General features: G+C 65.1%; 18 protein-coding genes, 2 tRNA genes and 1 pseudogene. 9 read left to right on the forward strand and 12 right to left on the reverse strand.

The window, feature by feature from the left end; translation table 11 throughout:
- Positions 1 to 6: 6 nt before the first annotated feature.
- Positions 7 to 1,569, reverse strand: coding sequence for a murein biosynthesis integral membrane protein MurJ (gene murJ, locus Q0C64_RS04680; RefSeq protein ID WP_294121165.1), 1,563 nt, complete (start codon positions 1,567 to 1,569; stop codon positions 7 to 9).
- Between the two features lie 18 nt (positions 1,570 to 1,587).
- Complete coding sequence (gene secB, locus Q0C64_RS04685) at positions 1,588 to 2,118, reverse strand: protein-export chaperone SecB (RefSeq protein ID WP_294121166.1); 531 nt, start codon at positions 2,116 to 2,118, stop codon at positions 1,588 to 1,590.
- Between the two features lie 194 nt (positions 2,119 to 2,312).
- On the opposite strand from secB, the gene Q0C64_RS04690 reads away from it, so the two are divergent.
- The 4 genes from Q0C64_RS04690 to Q0C64_RS04705 all read left to right on the forward strand — a co-directional run bounded on the left by Q0C64_RS04690 (position 2,313) and on the right by Q0C64_RS04705 (position 6,440).
- Positions 2,313 to 2,969 (forward strand): Tim44/TimA family putative adaptor protein, encoded by a 657-nt coding sequence (locus tag Q0C64_RS04690; RefSeq protein ID WP_294121167.1) that lies wholly within the window; start codon positions 2,313 to 2,315, stop codon positions 2,967 to 2,969.
- Between the two features lie 167 nt (positions 2,970 to 3,136).
- The gene (locus Q0C64_RS04695) at positions 3,137 to 4,150 is read left to right on the forward strand and encodes a murein transglycosylase A (RefSeq protein ID WP_366004298.1); all 1,014 of its coding nucleotides are present in this window, start codon (positions 3,137 to 3,139) and stop codon (positions 4,148 to 4,150) included.
- The gene (locus Q0C64_RS04700) at positions 4,131 to 4,661 is read left to right on the forward strand and encodes a Smr/MutS family protein (protein WP_294121168.1); all 531 of its coding nucleotides are present in this window, start codon (positions 4,131 to 4,133) and stop codon (positions 4,659 to 4,661) included. Before Q0C64_RS04695 ends, Q0C64_RS04700 begins: the two co-directional genes overlap by 20 nt.
- A gap of 135 nt (positions 4,662 to 4,796) precedes the next feature.
- Positions 4,797 to 6,440: an EAL domain-containing protein gene (locus tag Q0C64_RS04705; protein ID WP_294121169.1), complete on the forward strand. Its 1,644-nt coding sequence runs from the start codon at positions 4,797 to 4,799 to the stop codon at positions 6,438 to 6,440.
- On the opposite strand, the gene dapE is transcribed toward Q0C64_RS04705, so the two are convergent.
- Positions 6,437 to 7,567, reverse strand: coding sequence for a succinyl-diaminopimelate desuccinylase (dapE, locus tag Q0C64_RS04710; RefSeq protein WP_294121170.1), 1,131 nt, complete (start codon positions 7,565 to 7,567; stop codon positions 6,437 to 6,439). The two genes, Q0C64_RS04705 and dapE, sit on opposite strands and share 4 nt — an antisense overlap.
- 26 nt (positions 7,568 to 7,593) lie before the next feature.
- On the opposite strand from dapE, the gene Q0C64_RS04715 reads away from it, so the two are divergent.
- Positions 7,594 to 8,052, forward strand: coding sequence for a cupin domain-containing protein (locus Q0C64_RS04715; RefSeq protein WP_294121171.1), 459 nt, complete (start codon positions 7,594 to 7,596; stop codon positions 8,050 to 8,052).
- Here Q0C64_RS04715 and Q0C64_RS04720 read toward each other — a convergent pair.
- From Q0C64_RS04720 to Q0C64_RS04750, 7 genes and pseudogenes are all read right to left on the reverse strand, one after another.
- On the reverse strand, positions 8,049 to 8,714 hold the full coding sequence (locus Q0C64_RS04720) for a glutathione S-transferase family protein (RefSeq protein ID WP_294121172.1): 666 nt from the start codon (positions 8,712 to 8,714) through the stop codon (positions 8,049 to 8,051). The genes Q0C64_RS04715 and Q0C64_RS04720 overlap by 4 nt on opposite strands.
- A 13-nt stretch (positions 8,715 to 8,727) precedes the next feature.
- On the reverse strand, positions 8,728 to 9,366 hold the full coding sequence (gene yihA, locus Q0C64_RS04725) for a ribosome biogenesis GTP-binding protein YihA/YsxC (RefSeq protein ID WP_294121173.1): 639 nt from the start codon (positions 9,364 to 9,366) through the stop codon (positions 8,728 to 8,730).
- A gap of 1 nt (position 9,367) precedes the next feature.
- Positions 9,368 to 11,080 (reverse strand): membrane protein insertase YidC, encoded by a 1,713-nt coding sequence (gene yidC, locus Q0C64_RS04730; protein WP_294121174.1) that lies wholly within the window; start codon positions 11,078 to 11,080, stop codon positions 9,368 to 9,370.
- Positions 11,081 to 11,097: 17 nt separating this feature from the next.
- On the reverse strand, positions 11,098 to 11,310 hold the full coding sequence (gene yidD, locus Q0C64_RS04735; protein WP_294121175.1) for a membrane protein insertion efficiency factor YidD: 213 nt from the start codon (positions 11,308 to 11,310) through the stop codon (positions 11,098 to 11,100).
- Positions 11,307 to 11,648: pseudogene (rnpA, locus tag Q0C64_RS04740) on the reverse strand (ribonuclease P protein component); the annotation flags it as partial. The gene yidD and the pseudogene rnpA, both read right to left, overlap by 4 nt.
- An 11-nt stretch (positions 11,649 to 11,659) precedes the next feature.
- On the reverse strand, positions 11,660 to 11,794 hold the full coding sequence (gene rpmH / locus Q0C64_RS04745) for a 50S ribosomal protein L34 (protein ID WP_037504084.1): 135 nt from the start codon (positions 11,792 to 11,794) through the stop codon (positions 11,660 to 11,662).
- An 84-nt stretch (positions 11,795 to 11,878) separates the two neighbouring features.
- Positions 11,879 to 12,244, reverse strand: a complete 366-nt coding sequence (locus tag Q0C64_RS04750; protein WP_294121178.1) for a hypothetical protein — start codon at positions 12,242 to 12,244, stop codon at positions 11,879 to 11,881.
- Positions 12,245 to 12,379: 135 nt separating this feature from the next.
- On the opposite strand from Q0C64_RS04750, the gene Q0C64_RS04755 reads away from it, so the two are divergent.
- From Q0C64_RS04755 to Q0C64_RS04770, 4 genes are all read left to right on the forward strand, one after another.
- Positions 12,380 to 13,888: a YifB family Mg chelatase-like AAA ATPase gene (locus Q0C64_RS04755; RefSeq protein ID WP_294121179.1), complete on the forward strand. Its 1,509-nt coding sequence runs from the start codon at positions 12,380 to 12,382 to the stop codon at positions 13,886 to 13,888.
- A gap of 39 nt (positions 13,889 to 13,927) precedes the next feature.
- Positions 13,928 to 14,011, forward strand: a tRNA-Leu gene (locus Q0C64_RS04760).
- A gap of 148 nt (positions 14,012 to 14,159) precedes the next feature.
- Positions 14,160 to 15,272: an AI-2E family transporter gene (locus Q0C64_RS04765; RefSeq protein ID WP_294121186.1), complete on the forward strand. Its 1,113-nt coding sequence runs from the start codon at positions 14,160 to 14,162 to the stop codon at positions 15,270 to 15,272.
- Positions 15,273 to 15,336: 64 nt separating this feature from the next.
- Positions 15,337 to 15,413, forward strand: a tRNA-Asp gene (locus Q0C64_RS04770).
- Positions 15,414 to 15,449: 36 nt separating this feature from the next.
- Here Q0C64_RS04770 and Q0C64_RS04775 read toward each other — a convergent pair.
- Both Q0C64_RS04775 and Q0C64_RS04780 read right to left on the reverse strand, forming a co-directional pair.
- Positions 15,450 to 16,514, reverse strand: a complete 1,065-nt coding sequence (locus Q0C64_RS04775; RefSeq protein ID WP_294121180.1) for a cell wall hydrolase — start codon at positions 16,512 to 16,514, stop codon at positions 15,450 to 15,452.
- A gap of 67 nt (positions 16,515 to 16,581) precedes the next feature.
- The gene (locus Q0C64_RS04780; RefSeq protein ID WP_294121181.1) at positions 16,582 to 16,797 is read right to left on the reverse strand and encodes a DUF2842 domain-containing protein; all 216 of its coding nucleotides are present in this window, start codon (positions 16,795 to 16,797) and stop codon (positions 16,582 to 16,584) included.
- Positions 16,798 to 16,944 lie beyond the last annotated feature (147 nt).

Genomic DNA, 16,944 nt, shown 5'->3' on the forward strand with positions numbered 1-16,944 from the left:
CCTTGCTCATACCGAATCACTCCCGCGCTTGCCGCGCCTGCTGAGCAGCGCCTTGATGTCTTCCTTGTCCATGCCGCCCAGCACCCAGACGGCCGGGAAATAGACCGCCATCCCGCCGCTGACCAAGGCCAGCACGCCGACCAGCCGGTGACCGGCCGAACCAGTGAACCATTCGGGAATGGCGAGCTTGATGGCGTAGAGCGCGGCGACCATCAGCGCGCCGGCCGCAAACTGCCGGGCGATGCGGCTGGCCAGCCAGCCTTCGATCCGGAAATGACCGCGGCGGTGCAGCACCACATAGAGCATCAGACAGTTGAGCCAGGAGCAGATGGCGATCGCCGAGGCGAGGCCGGCGATCCCGAACGGCGGGATCAGCGCGAAGTTCAGGACAACCGTGGCGACCAGGACGATGCAGGCGATCTTGACCGGCGTCGCGGTATCCTGGCGCGCATAGAAGCCGGGGGTCAGCACCTTGACCAGCACATAGGCGGGAAGGCCGAGCACGATGATCGACAAAGTGAGCGCGGTCAGGCCGGCATCTTCGGCGGTGAAGCGGCCACCCTGGAACAGGGCCGAGGCAAGCGGGCCGGCGCTGACCGCCAACGCCAGTGCGGCGGGCAGGCACAGCAGCATCGCCAGCTCGGCCGCCTGGCCCTGGACCTTGGCCGCCATGTGCGGCTCATTGGCGCCGACATGCTTGCTGACCTGGGGCAGGATGGCGGTGCCGAGTGCGGCGCCGATCACGCCCAGCGGCAGCTGATTCAGTCGGTCGGCATAGTTGAAATAGCTGAGCGCGCCGGTGCCGATCCGGGCGAGGAAGAAAGTGTCGATGAAGGCGCTGATCTGATACACGCCGGCGCCGAGCGTGGCGGGGATCACCACCCGGCCGAACTGGCGGACGCCGGGCGTCAGGCGCGTGCGGCGCAGCTTGAGCGTGATCCCGGCGCGCCTCGCCGCCCACCACAACAGGCCGAGCTGCAACACGCCGCCGATCGTCACCGCGATCGCCGGCGCGGTGGCGCTGACCTCACCGCCGTCGCGGACGAAGATCAGCGCGGCGAGCATCGTGATGTTGAGCAGCGCCGGGGCGAAGGCGGCGGCGGTGAATTTGGCGAGGCTGTTGAAGATGCCCGAGAAAAGGGAGACCAGGCTGATCAGGATGAGGTAGGGGAAGGTGATCCGGGTCAGGAATGTCGCCAGGCCCAGTTTCTCGCCCGAATAGCCCGAGATTGCAGCCACGAAGAGCGGCATGATGATCTCGAACAGCAGGGTGAAGAGGACCAGCGCCGGGACAAACACCGCCAGCACTTCCTCGGAGAAATGCTTGGCTTCGGCCTCCCCATTTTCGCCTTGCAGCCGCTGCGCGTAGAGCGGCACGAACCCGGCCGAAAAGGCGCCCTCGCCGAACAGCCGGCGGAAAGTGTTGGGCAGCCGGAAGGCGACGAAGAAGGCGTCGGCCTGCCAGCTGGCGCCCATCACCCGGCTCATCAGCATTTCGCGGCCAAAGCCCGCGATCCGGCTGACCAGGGTCAGGCCGCCGATGGTGCCGGTCGCCTTGACGAGGTTCATGTGCCGTCCGGCAGGCGGTTAAGCGTTGCCGACCGGAGGCTCGCCCGCTCCGCCCGGCTGGCCGTCGATCTGCTGCTGCGCGTCGGACTGCGCCATATAGGCGCTGGCGAAGTCGATCGGGTCGAGCAGCACCGGCGGGAAACCGAGGTTCTGGATCGCTTCGGCGATGATCTGCCGCGCGAACGGGAACAGCAGGCGCGGCGCCTCGACCAGCAGGAACGGCGGCAGTGCCTCTTCCGGAATGTTGCGGAAGCCGAACAGGCCGGCGTAGCTCAGGTCGACGATGAAATGCGTTCCGCTGTCGGACTTGGCGTTGACCTCGATCTTGAGGATGATTTCGTGGACGTCGTCGCCGACCTTGCCGCCGTTGATCCCGAACTGCACGTCCAGCGCGGGCTGGGTCTGCCACTGGAAGACCTGCGGCGCCGAGGGGCTCTCGACCGAAAGATCCTTGATATATTGAGCGATCGTCTGTGCCTGCGGCTGCTCGCCGGCGCCCTGGCCATTGGCTTCGGGGGCATCAATGATCGGATCTTGTTCGTCGGCCATGAAACTTCCTTGGAAAATCGTAACGGTTGGTAGGGTAGAACGGGTCCGGTTGGGCCCGTAAAGCACGGGGCGAGCGACTAGCAGCCGCGCCTTTGCGGTGCAATGGCGAGGCCATGCGATGGAGCGCCCTTTGAATATGTGCGTTGTCGGGATTATGTTGCGTGTTAATTGAGTAGCTCGAAACGGAATCATCATTGACTGCAATCGTCATCCTCGCGCTCGTCGCATTGTTCATCGGCCTCCGGCTCTACAGCGTGCTGGGCGAGCGCACGGGGCATGAGCAGCCCATCCTGAAGCCGGCCGACAGCGAGGCCGACGCGCGGGTCGAGCCGCGCCCGGCGCCGCGCGCTGCAGGACCGGCGATGCCGAGCGAGCCCGACGAGCTGGCCTATCTGCCGACCGCCGGGCCCGGCGTCCGCGCGATGCTTGCATCTGACCCGACTTTCGACGTGGCCCGCTTCCTCGAAGGCAGCAAGGGCGCCTACCGCCTGATCCTCGAGGCGTTCTGGAAAGGCGATGTCGAGGCGATGCGGCCCTATGTCGACGGGCATGTCCTCGAGACGTTCGCCTCGGCGGTGGAACAGCGGACCAAGGACGGGCTGGTGCTCGACAACCGGCTGGTGGCAATCGACCAGGCGCTGGTGGCCGCCGCCGAGATCGAGCGCAGCGTCGCCTTGGTCACCGTGCGGTTCGAGGCGGATATCGCCGCCATCACTCGCAATGCGGCCGGCGAAGTCGTGGCCGGCTCGCTGTCGGACGCGATCCAGACCCGCGATCGCTGGACGTTCCGCCGCGACATCAGCTCGCGCGATCCCAACTGGCTATTGGTCGAAACCGACGAGGAAGAGTGAGCGCGCTCTTTCGTGCGCTCGCGCTCGCTGCAACGCTGACCCTTGCCGCCTGCGCCACGCGGGCACCGCCGCCGGCACCGCAGCCGCCGGCACCGGTTCCCACTCCAACACCAACGCCACCACCGCCCCCGGTTGCGCCGCCTCCTGCAAACGCGATCGAAGCTGGTGTGGCTTTGGCGGCACCGGCGAATCTTAACCCGTCTGAAGCCGAGCGAGCGCTTGCCGCTTTCCGCCTGAGCTGTCCGGTACTGACCCGCCGCCAGGACCAGAGCGGTTTGACCAGTGCAGCCGACTGGTTGCCGCTGTGCGAGGAGGCCGCCAGTCTGCCGCAGGCCAACGCCGCCGCCTTTTTTCGCGACCGGTTCGAATGGGTGAGGGTAGGGGCAGGGGAGGCCTTCGCTACCGGCTATTATGAGCCGGAAATCCTCGGCTCGCGGACGGCGGCAAACGGCTACGAAGTGCCGATCTACGCCAAGCCGGACGATCTCGCGCGCTGCTATGGGCCGGATGGTACTGGCAGGGGCCGGGTCGATCATGAAGGCCTTTGCATCCTCTATTACACGCGCGCCGAGATCGAGGATGGGGCGCTCGCCAACCGCGCGCTGGAGCTGGGCTGGGCGGCCGACCCGATCGAGCTGTTTTTCCTGCAAATCCAAGGTTCCGGAAGGGTCAAGTTGCCCGACGGACAGATCATGCGGATCGGCTATGCCGACCAGAATGGCCGCGAATATGTCGCCATCGGCCGGCTGCTGCGCGATCGCGGAATCCTGCCCCCGGGCGGGGCCAATTTAGATGCAATCGTCGCCTGGATGCGGGCCCAGCCGGACGGCGGCAAATCGCTGATGCGCGAGAATCCGAGCTATGTCTTTTTCAAGGAACTGACCGGGCCGGGGCCGCTTGGCGCGCTCAATGTCGCGGTGGCACCGCACGCCTCGGTCGCGGCGGACCCGAGATTCGTGCCGCTTGGCGCGCCGGTGTTCCTGGTGCTCGACCGGTCTGAGGCTTCGGGCCTGTGGGTGGCGCAAGATACCGGCGGGGCGATCAAGGGCGCCAACCGGTTCGACACTTTCTGGGGGGCGGGCGACGATGCCCGGCGCATCGCCGGCGGCATGTCGGCCAAGGGGCAGGCGCTGATCCTGCTACCCAAGGGGACGGTGGCGCGTGCGCAGCCTGTCCGCTGAAGAAGCGGCGCTTTGGGCGCGGGTTACCGCGACCATCCGTCCATTGTCGCGTGAACCGATCGAGCAGCCAGCCGACCAACCGCCGGCTATTTCGGCAGCACCCAAACCAAAGGGACGCGTGCCCGACCCTCGGCCCACCAAGCCGATTCCCGCACCCCCCAAGAACCTTCATCAGTCAACGCTTGACGGCAGCTGGGACCGCCGCCTCAGCTCGGGGCAAATCCAACCCGACCGGACGCTCGACCTCCATGGTCACAACCTCGATCGTGCCTGGCAGGCGATCGACCATGGCCTGGAACGGGCCATTGCCACAGGAGATCGGGTATTGCTGTTAATTACCGGGCACCAGCGCCAGGGCGAGCCGCCGTTGGCAAGGGGCCGGATCCGGGCCGCCGTCCATGACTGGCTGGCGGCATCGCGTCACGCCTCGCAAATCGCCGCCGTGAGGGGTGCTCACCGTCGTCATGGCGGGGGCGGAAGCCTCTACATTATTTTGCGGAAGCCCCGGTGAATTCCACCCTTTTTTAACCTCAACTGTTTAGCCCTGTTTTCTTAAGATTCCCGCTGCGCGCACGCGGGGTGGCAAGGGGCAGGCAAGATTTCCACGGTTAAGGACGGGACTGCACAAAAAATCAGCAACGCCCTGTTGTCGGGCGCGGCGGGCATTGCCTCGTTCCTGTTTTCGATGGTTGCCTTCCTCTACATCACAAGGTTCAACGAACAGGTGCTGGCCTCGATCGGGGCCGGCATGTTCTGCCTGCTGATTAGCTACATCGCCTCCGAACGCCCCAACAGCGAGAGCGCCCGCGCCCTGAATGCGCTGGGCGATCGCCTGCTCGCCGTCGAGCAGGGCGACCTCACCAGCCCCACGCCGAAGAGCGTTCGCGAGTGCATGCCGAAGCTGGCAACCGCGGTCGACAGCCTGTTCGCCGAAGTCCGCGCGTCGATCGAAAACGCCCATGCGCTGGGCATGTACGATCCGGTCACTTCCTTGCCCAATCGCCTGCATTTCCGCGCCGAAGCGGACAAGATGCTCGCCGCCCGCCCGGCAGCGACCAGGGCGGCGATGCTGTTCGTCGACCTCGACCGGTTCAAGAACGTCAACGACAGCCTCGGTCATGCCCGCGGCGACCAATTGCTGATCATGGTCGCCAACCGGCTGCGCGTGGTGGTCACCGCCGAGCTTGGCGAAGGGACCGGCCAGCGGCCGCTGCTCGCTCGCCTCGCCGGCGACGAATTCACGATTTTCTTCCCGGAGATTGAGGAAGCGGCCGACGCCGAACGCGTTGCCCGCCGGATTGCCCTGGCCATTTCCGAACCGTTCGAGCTTCACGGTCACAGCGTCGATATCGGTGCTTCGGTGGGTGTCGCCATCGGCCCCGATCATGGCACCGGCATCGAATCGCTGATGCGCGCCGCCGACATCGCCATGTACCGGGCCAAGAATAGTGGCGGCGGCCGTTATTGCCTGTTCAGCGACGAACTGGCCGCCGAGCATCAGCTCAAGGTCGATACCGAGGCCGCGCTCAGTGAAGCCGTCCAGCGCGGCGAGTTCGTCCTCGCCCTCCAGCCGCAGCTAAGCTTCGCCACCGGCGAGGTCAGCGGTGCCGAGGCGCTGCTGCGCTGGAACCATCCGCGCGAGGGGATGCGCTCGCCCGGCACCTTCATTCCGATTGCCGAGCAGACCGGGATCATCGCCGACATCGGCGACTGGGTGATCGCCGAAGTCGCTTCGATGCTGGCCGAATGGCATGCCCAGGGCATCAAGCGGCGGTTGGCGTTCAACGTCAGCCCGCGCCAGCTCGACCGCGCCGATTTCTTCCAGCGCATGCGGGCCAGCTTCAGCGATGCCGGCGTGCCGCTGTCGCTGGTCGAGCTGGAATTCACCGAGAGCGCGGCGATGGAATGTTCGGAGACGGTGCTGACCGAGATTGCCGCGCTACGCCGCGACGGCGCGTCGATCGCGATCGATGACTTCGGCACCGGCTATTCCAACATCGCCCGATTGCGCTCGATGCCACTCGACCGGGTCAAGCTCGATCCGTCGCTCATCGTTGACATCGAAAGCAGCGAGAAGGCCCGCGTTGTCGTCCAGGCGGTAATCCAGCTGGTCAAAGGCGTCGGCGCCGAAGTGGTCGCCGAAGCGGTCGAGAATGTCGCCCAGGCCGATATATTGCGGGCGATGGGCTGCGAGACGGTCCAGGGATTTGTCTTCGCCCAGCCGATGTTCGAGGAAGAATATCTAAGCTGGACCCGCAACGCCGACCGCGGCTCGCGCAGCGTCGCCTAACCGAAGACCTTTTTCAAAACTCGACCATAAATGCGGCTGAGGGCCTGGATGTCCTCGACCCGTGCATGCTCGCCGACCTTGTGCATGGTGGCGTTGGGCAGGCCGAAATCGACCACCGGGCAGAGCTGGATGAGGAAGCGGCCGTCCGAAGTGCCGCCGCTGGTCGACAGCTCCGGTTCGATGCCCATTTCGTCGCGGATCGCCGTGACTACCACGTCGTAGAGCTCGCCGGGCGGGGTGAGGAAAGCCTCGCCCGAGATACGCGCCCGAACGGTCGAACCTGGTGCTTCCCGCTCGGCGATCTCCTCGACCAATTTCACCAGATGCTCGCCGCGCTGGAGATTGTTGAAGCGGATGTTGAGCTGGGCGGTCGCCGAGGCCGGAATGACGTTGCTAGCCTGGGTTGGGGTCGAGACGGCGGTGAATTCGAGGTTGGACGGCGGGAAAGCATCGGTGCCGTTGTCGAGATGGAGCGCGTCGAGCGCGGCGATGACCCGCGCCAGCTTGGGCATCGGATTGTCGGCGCGGTGGGGATAGGCGACGTGGCCCTGCGTCCCGGGAACGTCGATCCACAAATTGACCGACCCGCGCCGGCCGATCTTGATGGTGTCGCCGAGGAGGTCGACCGAGGTCGGTTCGCCGATCAGGATCATGTCGGGACGGATGTTACGCTCGCTGAGCCAATCGATGATCCGCGGCGTGCCGTAGGTGGCATAGCCCTCCTCATCGCCGGTAATCAGGAAAGACAGGGTACCCTTGTCCTGCGGCATCGATGCAGCCGCGGCGGCAAAGGCGGCGATAGCGCTTTTCATGTCATTGGCGCCGCGCCCGGTCAGCACGCCGTCCTCGACCAGCGGATTGAAGGGGTCGCTGCCCCAGCCATCGCCGGGCGGGACCACGTCGAGGTGACCGGCAAAGCCGAAGTGCGGCGCGCCTTGCCCACGAATCGCAACCATATTCTCGGTCGGCCCGTCGGGCGCCTCGCCCATCACCCAGCGATGGATTTCAAATCCGTTCGCACTGAGTGCCGCCGCCAGCACATCGAACACGTCGCCGCGCGCGGGCGTGGTGCTGGGGCAGGCGATCAGCGCCTTGGCGAGCTCGACGGGGTCGATGGACGAAGTCATGACGCTCGCCTAGCAAGGGGATCGCCATGCCGAAAGTCGATCTTGAGTCAGTCGCTCCTTCCAACGCCACCGGTTACCCCGACCCATTCCACAAGGAGATGGCGGGGAGGTGGTGGAAGCGGATCGCGCCGCTAGCGGGCTTGACCGAGCTCGGCGCCAGCCATGTCACACTTGATCCGGGCGGCTGGTCGAGCCAGCGTCACTGGCACGATACCGAGGACGAAATGGTCATCATGCTGTCGGGAACCGCCATTCTTGTCGAGGATGATGGCGAAACCCTGGTGAAGGCCGGTGACATACTGGCCTGGCCCAAGGGGAACGCCACTGGGCACCATCTGATCAACAGGTCAGACGAGCCTTGCAGCTTTGTTGCGATCAGCGCTGGCAAGCGGACGGCGGGCGGATATTCCGACATCGATATGCTATTCACGGACGACGGGCGGTTCGTGCACCGTGACGGGACGGAATATCCGAGGCGGGGCTAGGCGGTCCCGGCGGCCTCGATCGATTCGATCACCCAGGGCTCGTCCTGGGCCTGCTCGATCCATTCAACCACATCGGCGCGGTGCAACACCGCTTCCATGTAGGCGGCGGCGAACGGCGGGACGCGCACGCCATAAGTTACGAAGCGTGTGACAACCGGCGCGAACATGATGTCGGCCGCGCTCCAGTTGCAGAACAGATATTCGCAGGTGCCGCCGAAGCGGGCGCGGGCCTGTGCCCAAAGATTGAGAATGCGGTTGATGTCGGCTTCGACCTCGGTCGAGAGTTCGGCCGAGCCGAAGTTGCGGCGGACATTGAACGGCAGCTCGCGGCGCAAGGCTGAAAATCCGCTATGCATCTCGGCGGCCATCGAACGGGCCATGCCGCGAGCCGCCTCGTCCTCGGGCCAGAAACGCTCTCGGCCGACCTTGTCGGCGCAAAAGTCGATAATCGCCAGGCTGTCCCAGATGACGGTTTCGCCATCCCACAGGATCGGCACCTTGCCCAGCGACGGGGCAAATTCGTCGCCTTCGCGGCGCTGTTCCCAGACTTCATCGAACAGCGGGACGACCAGCTCCTCGAACTCGAACCCGGCATGCTTCAGCGCCAGCCAGCCGCGCATCGACCAGCTCGAATAGGCGCGGTTGCCGATGATCAGCTTCATGGCGTTTTCTGTTTCAATTTTGGGCCGCTTCCACGATTGCCGTCCTTAACTCGGCGATGCCGCTTCCGGTTTCGCTCGAGGTCGGCAGGATGAGCGGGTGGGCCGCCGGATGTTTCGCGGCTTCGGTGCGAATCGCCTCAATGGTTGCGTCGAGGTCGGTCGGCTTGACCTTGTCGGCCTTGGTCAGGACGAGGTGATAGCTGACCGCCGCATCGTCGAGCATTTTCATGATGTCGCGATCGACGTCCTTGAGCCCGTGGCGGGCGTCGACCAGCACCAGTGCGCGCTTTAGCACCTGCCGGCCGCGAAGAAAGTCGTTGATCAGGAAGCGCCAGCGCTTGACCATGTCTTTTGGCGCCTCGGCAAAGCCATAGCCGGGCATGTCGACCAGCCGCAGCGTCAGCGGCTTGCCGACATCGAAATAATTGAGCTCCTGCGTCCGGCCCGGCGTGTTCGACGCGCGGGCCAGCTTGCTGCGGTTGGTGACCGCGTTGATCAGCGAGCTCTTGCCGACGTTGGAGCGGCCGGCGAAGGCAATCTCCGGCACGGTCGGCTGGGGCAAATGCTCCAGCTTCGGCGCCGACTTCAGGAACTCGATCGGCCCCGAGAAGAGCCTTCGGGCACGTTCGGCAATGCCGGCTTCGTCAGTCACCTCAGGTCTTGACCGGATGCGTGTCGCTGAGGTGCATGTCGTAGCGCTTGTAGAGCCACGCCTGCTGGCCGATCGTCAGGATATTCGATACCACCCAGTAGAGCTGCAGGCCGGCCGCGAACGGCGCCATCACGAACATCAGCACCCAAGGCATGAAGCTGAAGATCTGCTGCTGGACCGGGTCCATCTGCTGCGGGTTGAGCTTGAACTGGATGAACATGGTGACGCCAAGCAGGATCGGCAGCACGCCGATGGCGAGGAAGCCCGGCGGCGTGAAAGGCAGCGTGCCGAACAGGTTGAGGACCGTGGCCGGGTCGGGCGCGGACAGGTCATGGATCCACAGCGCGAACGGCTGGTGGCGCATTTCAACGCTGACCATCAGCACCTTGTAGAGCGCGTAGAACACCGGGATCTGCAGCAGGATCGGGAGGCAGCCCGCGGCCGGATTGATCTTCTCTTCCTGGTACAGCTTCAGCATTTCCTGCTGCAGCCGCGGCTTGTCGTCCTTGTAGCGCTCCTGCAGCGCCTTCATCTTCGGCTGGATCTTGCGCATCCCGGCCATCGACCGGAACTGCTTGTCGGCAATCGGGAACATCAGGCCGCGAACGATCAACGTCAGGCAGATGATGGCGAAGCCGAAGTTGCCGATCTGACCGAACAGCCACAGCAGCACCTTGAAGATCGGGATCATGAACCAGATGAACCAGCCCCAATCGATTGCCCGATGGAGCTCGACAATCCCGCCTTTCTCATATTTTTGCAGCAGGTCGTAATCCTTGGCGCCCGCAAAGAGGTGCGTTTCCCCGGTAACGGCCTGGCCCGGCGCGACCACGAACGGCGCGCCGGCATAATCAGCCTGGTAGGCGCCAGACTGGGTGCGCTTGAAGCTGGCCTCAATCGGGGCGTTGGCGGCCGGGGCGAGGGCGGTCAGCCAGTATTTGTCGGTGAAGCCGAGCCATCCACCGCGGCTGTCCAGCACGACGCCCGACTTGTCCTCGTCCAGCGTTTCCCATTTGACATCATATTCGGCCTTGCCGCCGAGATAGCTGATCGGCCCGACATGGTTGGTCCAGGTCGACGGATCCTTACTCTTGTCCGAGCGGCTGGTGAGGCCATAGGTCCGAACCGCGACGGCACTGGTGCCGGCGTTCACCACCCGCTGCCGGACCGTGAACAGATAGCCGTCGTCTACCGCGATGACCTGCTCAAACCGCTGGCCGGTCGGGTTGGTCCAACTCAAGGTCACCGGCTTGCCGGGGGCGAGCGTGGGTGCGCTGGCGGCCCAGACGCTGTTGGCGTCGGGCGTGGCGATGCCCTCGCCGGACCAGCCGAACTGGGCGAAATAGCTGTCTTTCGTTCCAGCCGGCGACAACAAGCGCACCGGCGGCGAATCCTTCTTGATCGTCTCGCGCTGCTTGACCAGGACGAGATCGTCGAACCGGGCGCCCTTCAGATTGATCGAACCTTCGAGGCTCGGCGTTTCGATGCGCACGCGCGGCGCTTCGGCCAGCACGACAGGGCGTTCGCGCAACGTCTGCGGCGCCGGGGTGCCCGGGATGGCGGCAGGCTGCGCGGCCGGCTTCGTCTTGCCACTCTCGACCTGATGGGCGGGCGGCTGCGGCGTCGGGAAGAATTTCTCGGACAAGAGCCCCCAGCCGAGCAGCACCAGGGCGCTCAGCACGATCGCGAGGAGCATGTTGCGATTATCGTTCACTCGACTGTCCTTGAATATCAGGGGACGGGATCAACACCCTGTCCGCCCCATGGATGGCAACGGAAGATGCGCTTGAGGGCCAGCCAGCTTCCTTTGAGCGCGCCATAGCGTTGCAAAGCGGTGATTGCATAGGCCGAACAGCTTGGCTGGAACCGGCAGCTGGGCGGCAGGACCCGGCTTGGGCCTTTTTGCCAAGCCCGGGTAAGCAGGATGAGGCCTTTGGCAATCATGGCGCTGGAAGCAGGGCAATACTCTGCTGACTGCCCAATTTTCTGAGAGCGCGGGCCAAATCGAGGCGAAGCGCACCGAACTCCCGCTCATTTCCGCCCTGGCGTCCGATCAGCACATGGTCAGATCCGGGAATTCCGTCTGTCGGCAGCAACTCGCGGGCTATCGAGCGCAGACGGCGCTTCATCCGGTTGCGGACGACGGCATTGCCGATCTTCTTGGTCACGGTGAAACCGACGCGCATGGTCGGGTCGTCATCGCCGCGCGGGCGGACGAGCAGGACGAATCCGGGCATGGGGGCGCGCTTGCCGCGGTTGGCGGCGAGGAAATCCGAGCGCTTGGTAAGGGTAACTAGGCGCTGAGCTTCTTGCGGCCGCGGGCGCGGCGCGCGTTCAGCACCTTGCGTCCGCCGACCGTCGCCATGCGGCTGCGGAACCCGTGCCGCCGCTTGCGGACCAGATTGCTCGGCTGGAAAGTGCGCTTCATCGCTCATGCCTTTAAATTCGAATGAAAAAGGGCCGCCGAAGCGGCCGTTGTTGGGGGCGCGGATAGTCGCGAGGGCCGCAGAAGTCAACGCTGATCGTGGATTTGATCACTCTCGCCGGCAGCCATCTGTTCCTTACGGATTGCCTCGCGGCGGAGCGCACTTGGGCGGCGGAGTATCAGATCTGCCCAACGCGTTGGCGTGACGGGTCGTCCGAGCACTTTTGGGGCCTTTTTTCCTTCCCACCGCTTTAGTTTCACATAGTGGCGGCGTGCCCACATGCTCGACTTCAGAACCAGAATAAGGCCGGGAATGCCGAAGAACAGCCCGCCTGGACCTGGAATCGGACCAACGATCAGGGCCGCACCGAGCAGCACGATGCCGATGACGAACATAGACCATTCGACCCAGGGATGATCGAAAAAGGCCCGCCATTGTTCGCGACTGATCATGTGACCGATGTGGGCAAGGAATAAGACGAGACAAGGGCGCTTGCGTAACGATTCGGATGCAGTCTAGGCTTGGCATGCCGAGCTAGGGGGACGTTTGCGCCATTGCTGTGTGCGTCGCGCGGACGGCGGCCGTTGATGGTCGCCACCGTTGCCACCGTCGCCTACCTCGGGCTCGAGGCACGATCGGTCGAGGTCCAGGTTCAGCTGTCGAGCGGGCTGCCGAAATTCCACATCGTGGGATTGCCGGACAAGGCCGTTGCCGAGAGTCGCCAGCGGGTCAGGGCAGCGCTGTCGTCGATCGGTCTTGCGCTGCCGCCCAAGGTGATCACCGTCAACCTGTCGCCTGCTGACCTACCCAAGGAAGGCGCGCACTTCGATCTTCCCATTGCGTTATGCCTGCTGGCGGCGATCGGGGCGACCGACGCCGAAAGCCTGTCGCACTATATCGCCGTCGGCGAACTGGCGCTGGACGGGCGGATTGCAACATCACCCGGCGTGCTGCTCGCCGCGCTGCATGCCAGCGGGCAGGGCATGGGGCTGATCTGTCCGGCCAAACAAGGCGCTGAAGCCGCCTGGGCCGGCAATGTCGAAGTGTTGGCGGCGCCCGACCTGCTGGCCCTGCTGTCGCATTTGAAAGGGACGCAGTTGCTTCGGCCGCCTGAGCCGGGCGAGGCCGAGCCGGTGGTCGGCGGACCGGACCTGAAGCAGGTCAAGGGCCAGGAAGTCGCCAAGCGGGCGCTGGAGATCGCCGCGGCCGGCGGCCACAATCTGCTGATGAGCGGCCCGCCCGGGGCAGGCAAGTCGCTGCTCGCCGCCTGCCTGCCGGGGATCTTGCCGCCGCTCGAACCGGCCGAGGCGCTCGAAGTGTCGATGGTCGCCAGCGTGGCCGGCGAGCTGGAGGGCGGACGGCTGCGACGCCGCCGCCCGTTCCGGTCGCCGCATCACAGCGCCTCGATGCCGGCCCTCGTCGGAGGAGGACTCAAAGTGCGGCCTGGAGAGATCAGCCTGGCGCATCTGGGCGTGTTATTCCTCGACGAACTGCCCGAGTTCCAGCGGACCGTGCTCGATTCGCTGCGCCAGCCGCTGGAGACGGGCACCGTCAGCGTTGCCCGAGCCAATATGCACGTCACCTTCCCGGCGCGGGTGCAGATGGTGGCGGCGATGAACCCCTGCCGCTGCGGTCATCTCGGCGATCCGGCGCTGGCCTGTGCGCGGGCGCCGCGCTGCGCCGCCGACTATCAGGCCAAGGTGTCGGGGCCGTTGCTCGACCGCATCGACCTCCACGTCGAAGTCCAGGGCGTCAGCGCCGCCGACTTGACCTTGCTACCGCCCGCCGAGGGCAGCGACGAGGTCGTCAAGCGGGTCGCAGCGGCGCGGTCAGTCCAGTCGCGGCGGTTCAACGGCAATGGCGTCCGGACCAATGCCGAAGCCGATGGCGAACTGCTTGATGCCATCGCCACGCCGGATGAGCCGGGCCGCAAGCTGCTGGCCGACGCCGCCGCGGCGATGCGATTGAGCGCGCGGGGGTTCCATCGCGTACTCAGGGTTGCGCGGACGATTGCCGACCTGGCCGGAGCCGAAACGGTCGGCCGGATCCATGTAGCCGAAGCGCTCAGCTACCGTCGCCAGGCACCGCGCAACTGATTGCCATAGGCAAAAGCCTCGGCTAGCAGGCGCCCGCGTGCCCCCGTGGCGGAATGGTAGACGCGCTCGACTCAAAATCGAGTGTCGAAAGACGTGTCCGTTCGAGTCGGACCGGGGGCACCAGCAAATAGCGCAGGCAATGCGGCGTATTGCCGAGCATTTTGCTCCGAAAATCCCAGCTTCCGCGCCATCTGGCGGCCAACCTAATGTTGGTTAAGATGCCGCCATGGACGCGCGCATTGGCCAGCAAGGTGATTCGCCTTCGCCCGACATGGAGGCGCTTCAGGTCAAGCGTGTCCGGCTGCTCGCGTCGCTGACGCTGATGGCCGGCGTCGGCCTGATCCTGGCCTTGCCGTTTGCGCTTCGCGCCGGCGCCGAATTCTTCCTTCCGGTCACTGCCGCGCTGGTCGTCGCGATCGCGCTTGTGCCGATGCTGGAATGGTTCGAGCGGCGCGGTGTGCCGGCGAAGCTCGCCTCGCTGCTGTGCGTGCTGGTGTTCCTGGCGACTGCAGTCTTCGCCATGGCGGCGATCGTCATCCCGGCGATCGACTGGGTGGCGTTGATCCCGCAGCGGATCGACCGGGTGACGCATACGCTGGCGCCGCTGATCGACCTTTACTCCAACCTGGAGAAATTCATCGACAAGACCGCGGCGCGGATCTCGCTCGAAGCGAGCCAGGCGCGGACCGTGAGGGTCGAGACGCCCAATTCCTTGCTCGGCATCATCACAGCTTCGGCTCCGCATGCAGCGATCCAGCTCTTCTTTGCCCTGCTCGTCGTCTATTTCTTCCTCGCCGGTTGGACCGGCATGCGCAAGCGGACGATTGTCAGCCGCGGCAGCTTCGAGGGTGCGCTGACCACCGCCCGCGTAATTCAGCAGACGGTCGATGCGACCTCGACCTATATCGGCACAATCACCGTCATCAACGTCTGCCTGGGCGGGTTGACCGCAGCCATCCTGTGGGCGCTTGGCATGGATTCGCCGGTGATGTGGGGCGGCATCGTCGCGGTCCTGAATTACATCCCCTATCTGGGCCCGATTGTCGCCGCTGTGCTGCTTGCGCTGGGCGGACTGATGACCTTTGCCGATCCCTGGGCGGCGATGTTGCCGCCTTTGATCTTCATCTCGCTGCACCTGATGGAAGCCAATGCGATCACGCCGCTGATCGTCGGCCACCGGCTGACCATCAATCCGCTGCTGATCCTGGTTTCGCTGTCATTCTGGGCGTGGGTGTGGGGCACGACCGGTGCGCTGCTGGCGGTCCCGCTGCTGATTATTTTCAAGACGATTTTCGCCGCTGCTGGCACTCCGGACATCGCCGGCTTCCTGTTTGAGGACGGGACCTTGACCCACGTCGGCGAAGAGGAAGAAAAAGAGGCCTAAAAAAGCGGTCCATCCTTGTTGACAGGGTGGGGCCGCTCTCCTAGTTGGCCGCCCTGCCCAAAACGCGGGTGTAGCTCAGTTGGTTAGAGCGCCGGCCTGTCACGCCGGAGGTCGCGGGTTCGAGCCCCGTCACTCGCGCCATTTCTGTTCATTTGGAATAAGCTGCGTCGGCTGCTTTTATTGCGCGGCCGGGCTCGCCGTGCCCGCTGGGCTGCGACCAAGCGGACGTTCATCCGCAGGAGCGCCGCCGTCGAGCGCAAAGCGCAGATTGTCGGACGCCGCGACACGCTCGATATAGGGCGTCACCTTGACCTTCTCGACCGCTTCGCGGGCCTCCGGCGTGAACAGCAGGCGGACCCGGCCGTCCTTGCCTTCGGTGAACTTGGCGCCCGACGCTTCGAGCTTCTCGATCGCGGTTTGGGCCTTCGCGAGCGGCGTCACGCTATGTGGCGCACTAAGCGCGGCGACGCGTAGCGCCGCCGGATTGCCCTCGCTGCCGGTCCAGCGATCGTTGAACGCCGCCGGACGGCCCCAGCCACCCGGCCAGCGGTAGAAGATATGGGCGCCTTCGACGCTGGTCTTGACCAGGCTCGAGGCCCAGTAGGGCACGACATAATTGGCGTGATAATGGGTCGCGAGGCCAACCGGCGCGAATACGGCGCCCTTCAGCGCATCGTCGGCCACCTTGCGCGCCCGGTTCCACAAGTCGGGCAGCGGGGCGCGGGCCATTGAGCCATCGCAGGTGAAGGTGAACTGGCAGCCGGTCGGGCGCGTCGACCCTTCATAGACCACGCCGCAGATGCTGTTGGGGAAGGCGGGATGACGAACCCGGTTGAGCACCACCTGGGCGACCGCGCGCTGGCCGTCGGTCGGCTCCTGCGCCGCCTCATAATAAATGGCGCTGGTCAGGCAATCGAGCGCTCGCGCCCGCGTGTCGACCGACGCCTGGCCGAGGGCGAAGGGCGCCGCAGCGGGATTGGGGCCGCCAGCCAGCGGAATATTGGCATTGACCGCCAGCGCGGCTTCGGGCGCGAGGTCGCGGATCTGGTCGGGCAGCGGCTTGGCCAGCGGCAATGCCGGCTGCACTGCCGTTTCGGGCGATCCAAAGGAAGGAAGTGCGGGGGTCGCCCCGCTGACCCCGGCGAGCGCCAGCAAGGCAGCACCGAGCAGCCCGACCGCGATCGTCTCGCGCGGATGGGTCTGCCAAAGCCTCGGGGGCTCGAAGGGTAAGTTCAACTGCATCGTCGGGAGGCGGTGAATTGGTGACCCAATACAGTAAAATCAATGAACCTTCGACGAACGGTTCGTTTCAGGCCCTGAAATGACCTGTTTCCATCCAGCGAAGGAGCGGCTTTAGCGGCAGGATCCACGCGATTCCCGCGATCAGGTAGAAGATCGCCTGCACCAACACCGGCCAGCGCCCGACGGCTCCGGCCATGGACGCGACCAGCACTCCCCAGACCAGGATCAGGCCGAGGATGGCGAAAATTCCGGCCGGTTTGCGCCAGCTAGGCTCGGCCTTCACCGAAACATCTCCAGCCCCTCCGGCGAGGCGAAGCCGTCGAGCGGCACATCCCAATTGTCCCTTGGGATCTGACCATCGAGCCTTTGCACCGGCCAGCCAACCCCGATCAATAAGGCGCCATGCTCGCGCAGCTTGCCCAACACCCGG

Source organism: Sphingomonas sp. (genome assembly GCF_023266535.1).
Taxonomy (GTDB): Bacteria; Pseudomonadota; Alphaproteobacteria; order Sphingomonadales; family Sphingomonadaceae; genus Sphingomicrobium.

Bases quoted from the DNA above. Each gene is read 5' to 3' on its own strand.
- murJ (WP_294121165.1), bottom strand. From the start codon at position 1,569: ATGAACCTCGTCAAGGCGACCGGCACCATCGGCGGCCTGACCCTGGTC.
- secB (WP_294121166.1), bottom strand. From the start codon at position 2,118: ATGGCCGACGAACAAGATCCGATCATTGATGCCCCCGAAGCCAATGGC.
- dapE (WP_294121170.1), bottom strand. From the start codon at position 7,567: ATGACTTCGTCCATCGACCCCGTCGAGCTCGCCAAGGCGCTGATCGCC.
- Q0C64_RS04715 (WP_294121171.1), top strand. From the start codon at position 7,594: ATGCCGAAAGTCGATCTTGAGTCAGTCGCTCCTTCCAACGCCACCGGT.
- Q0C64_RS04720 (WP_294121172.1), bottom strand. From the start codon at position 8,714: ATGAAGCTGATCATCGGCAACCGCGCCTATTCGAGCTGGTCGATGCGC.
- yidD (WP_294121175.1), bottom strand. From the start codon at position 11,310: ATGATTGCCAAAGGCCTCATCCTGCTTACCCGGGCTTGGCAAAAAGGC.
- rpmH (WP_037504084.1), bottom strand. From the start codon at position 11,794: ATGAAGCGCACTTTCCAGCCGAGCAATCTGGTCCGCAAGCGGCGGCAC.
- Q0C64_RS04750 (WP_294121178.1), bottom strand. From the start codon at position 12,244: ATGATCAGTCGCGAACAATGGCGGGCCTTTTTCGATCATCCCTGGGTC.
- Q0C64_RS04755 (WP_294121179.1), top strand. From the start codon at position 12,380: ATGGTCGCCACCGTTGCCACCGTCGCCTACCTCGGGCTCGAGGCACGA.
- Q0C64_RS04765 (WP_294121186.1), top strand. From the start codon at position 14,160: ATGGAGGCGCTTCAGGTCAAGCGTGTCCGGCTGCTCGCGTCGCTGACG.
- Q0C64_RS04775 (WP_294121180.1), bottom strand. From the start codon at position 16,514: ATGCAGTTGAACTTACCCTTCGAGCCCCCGAGGCTTTGGCAGACCCAT.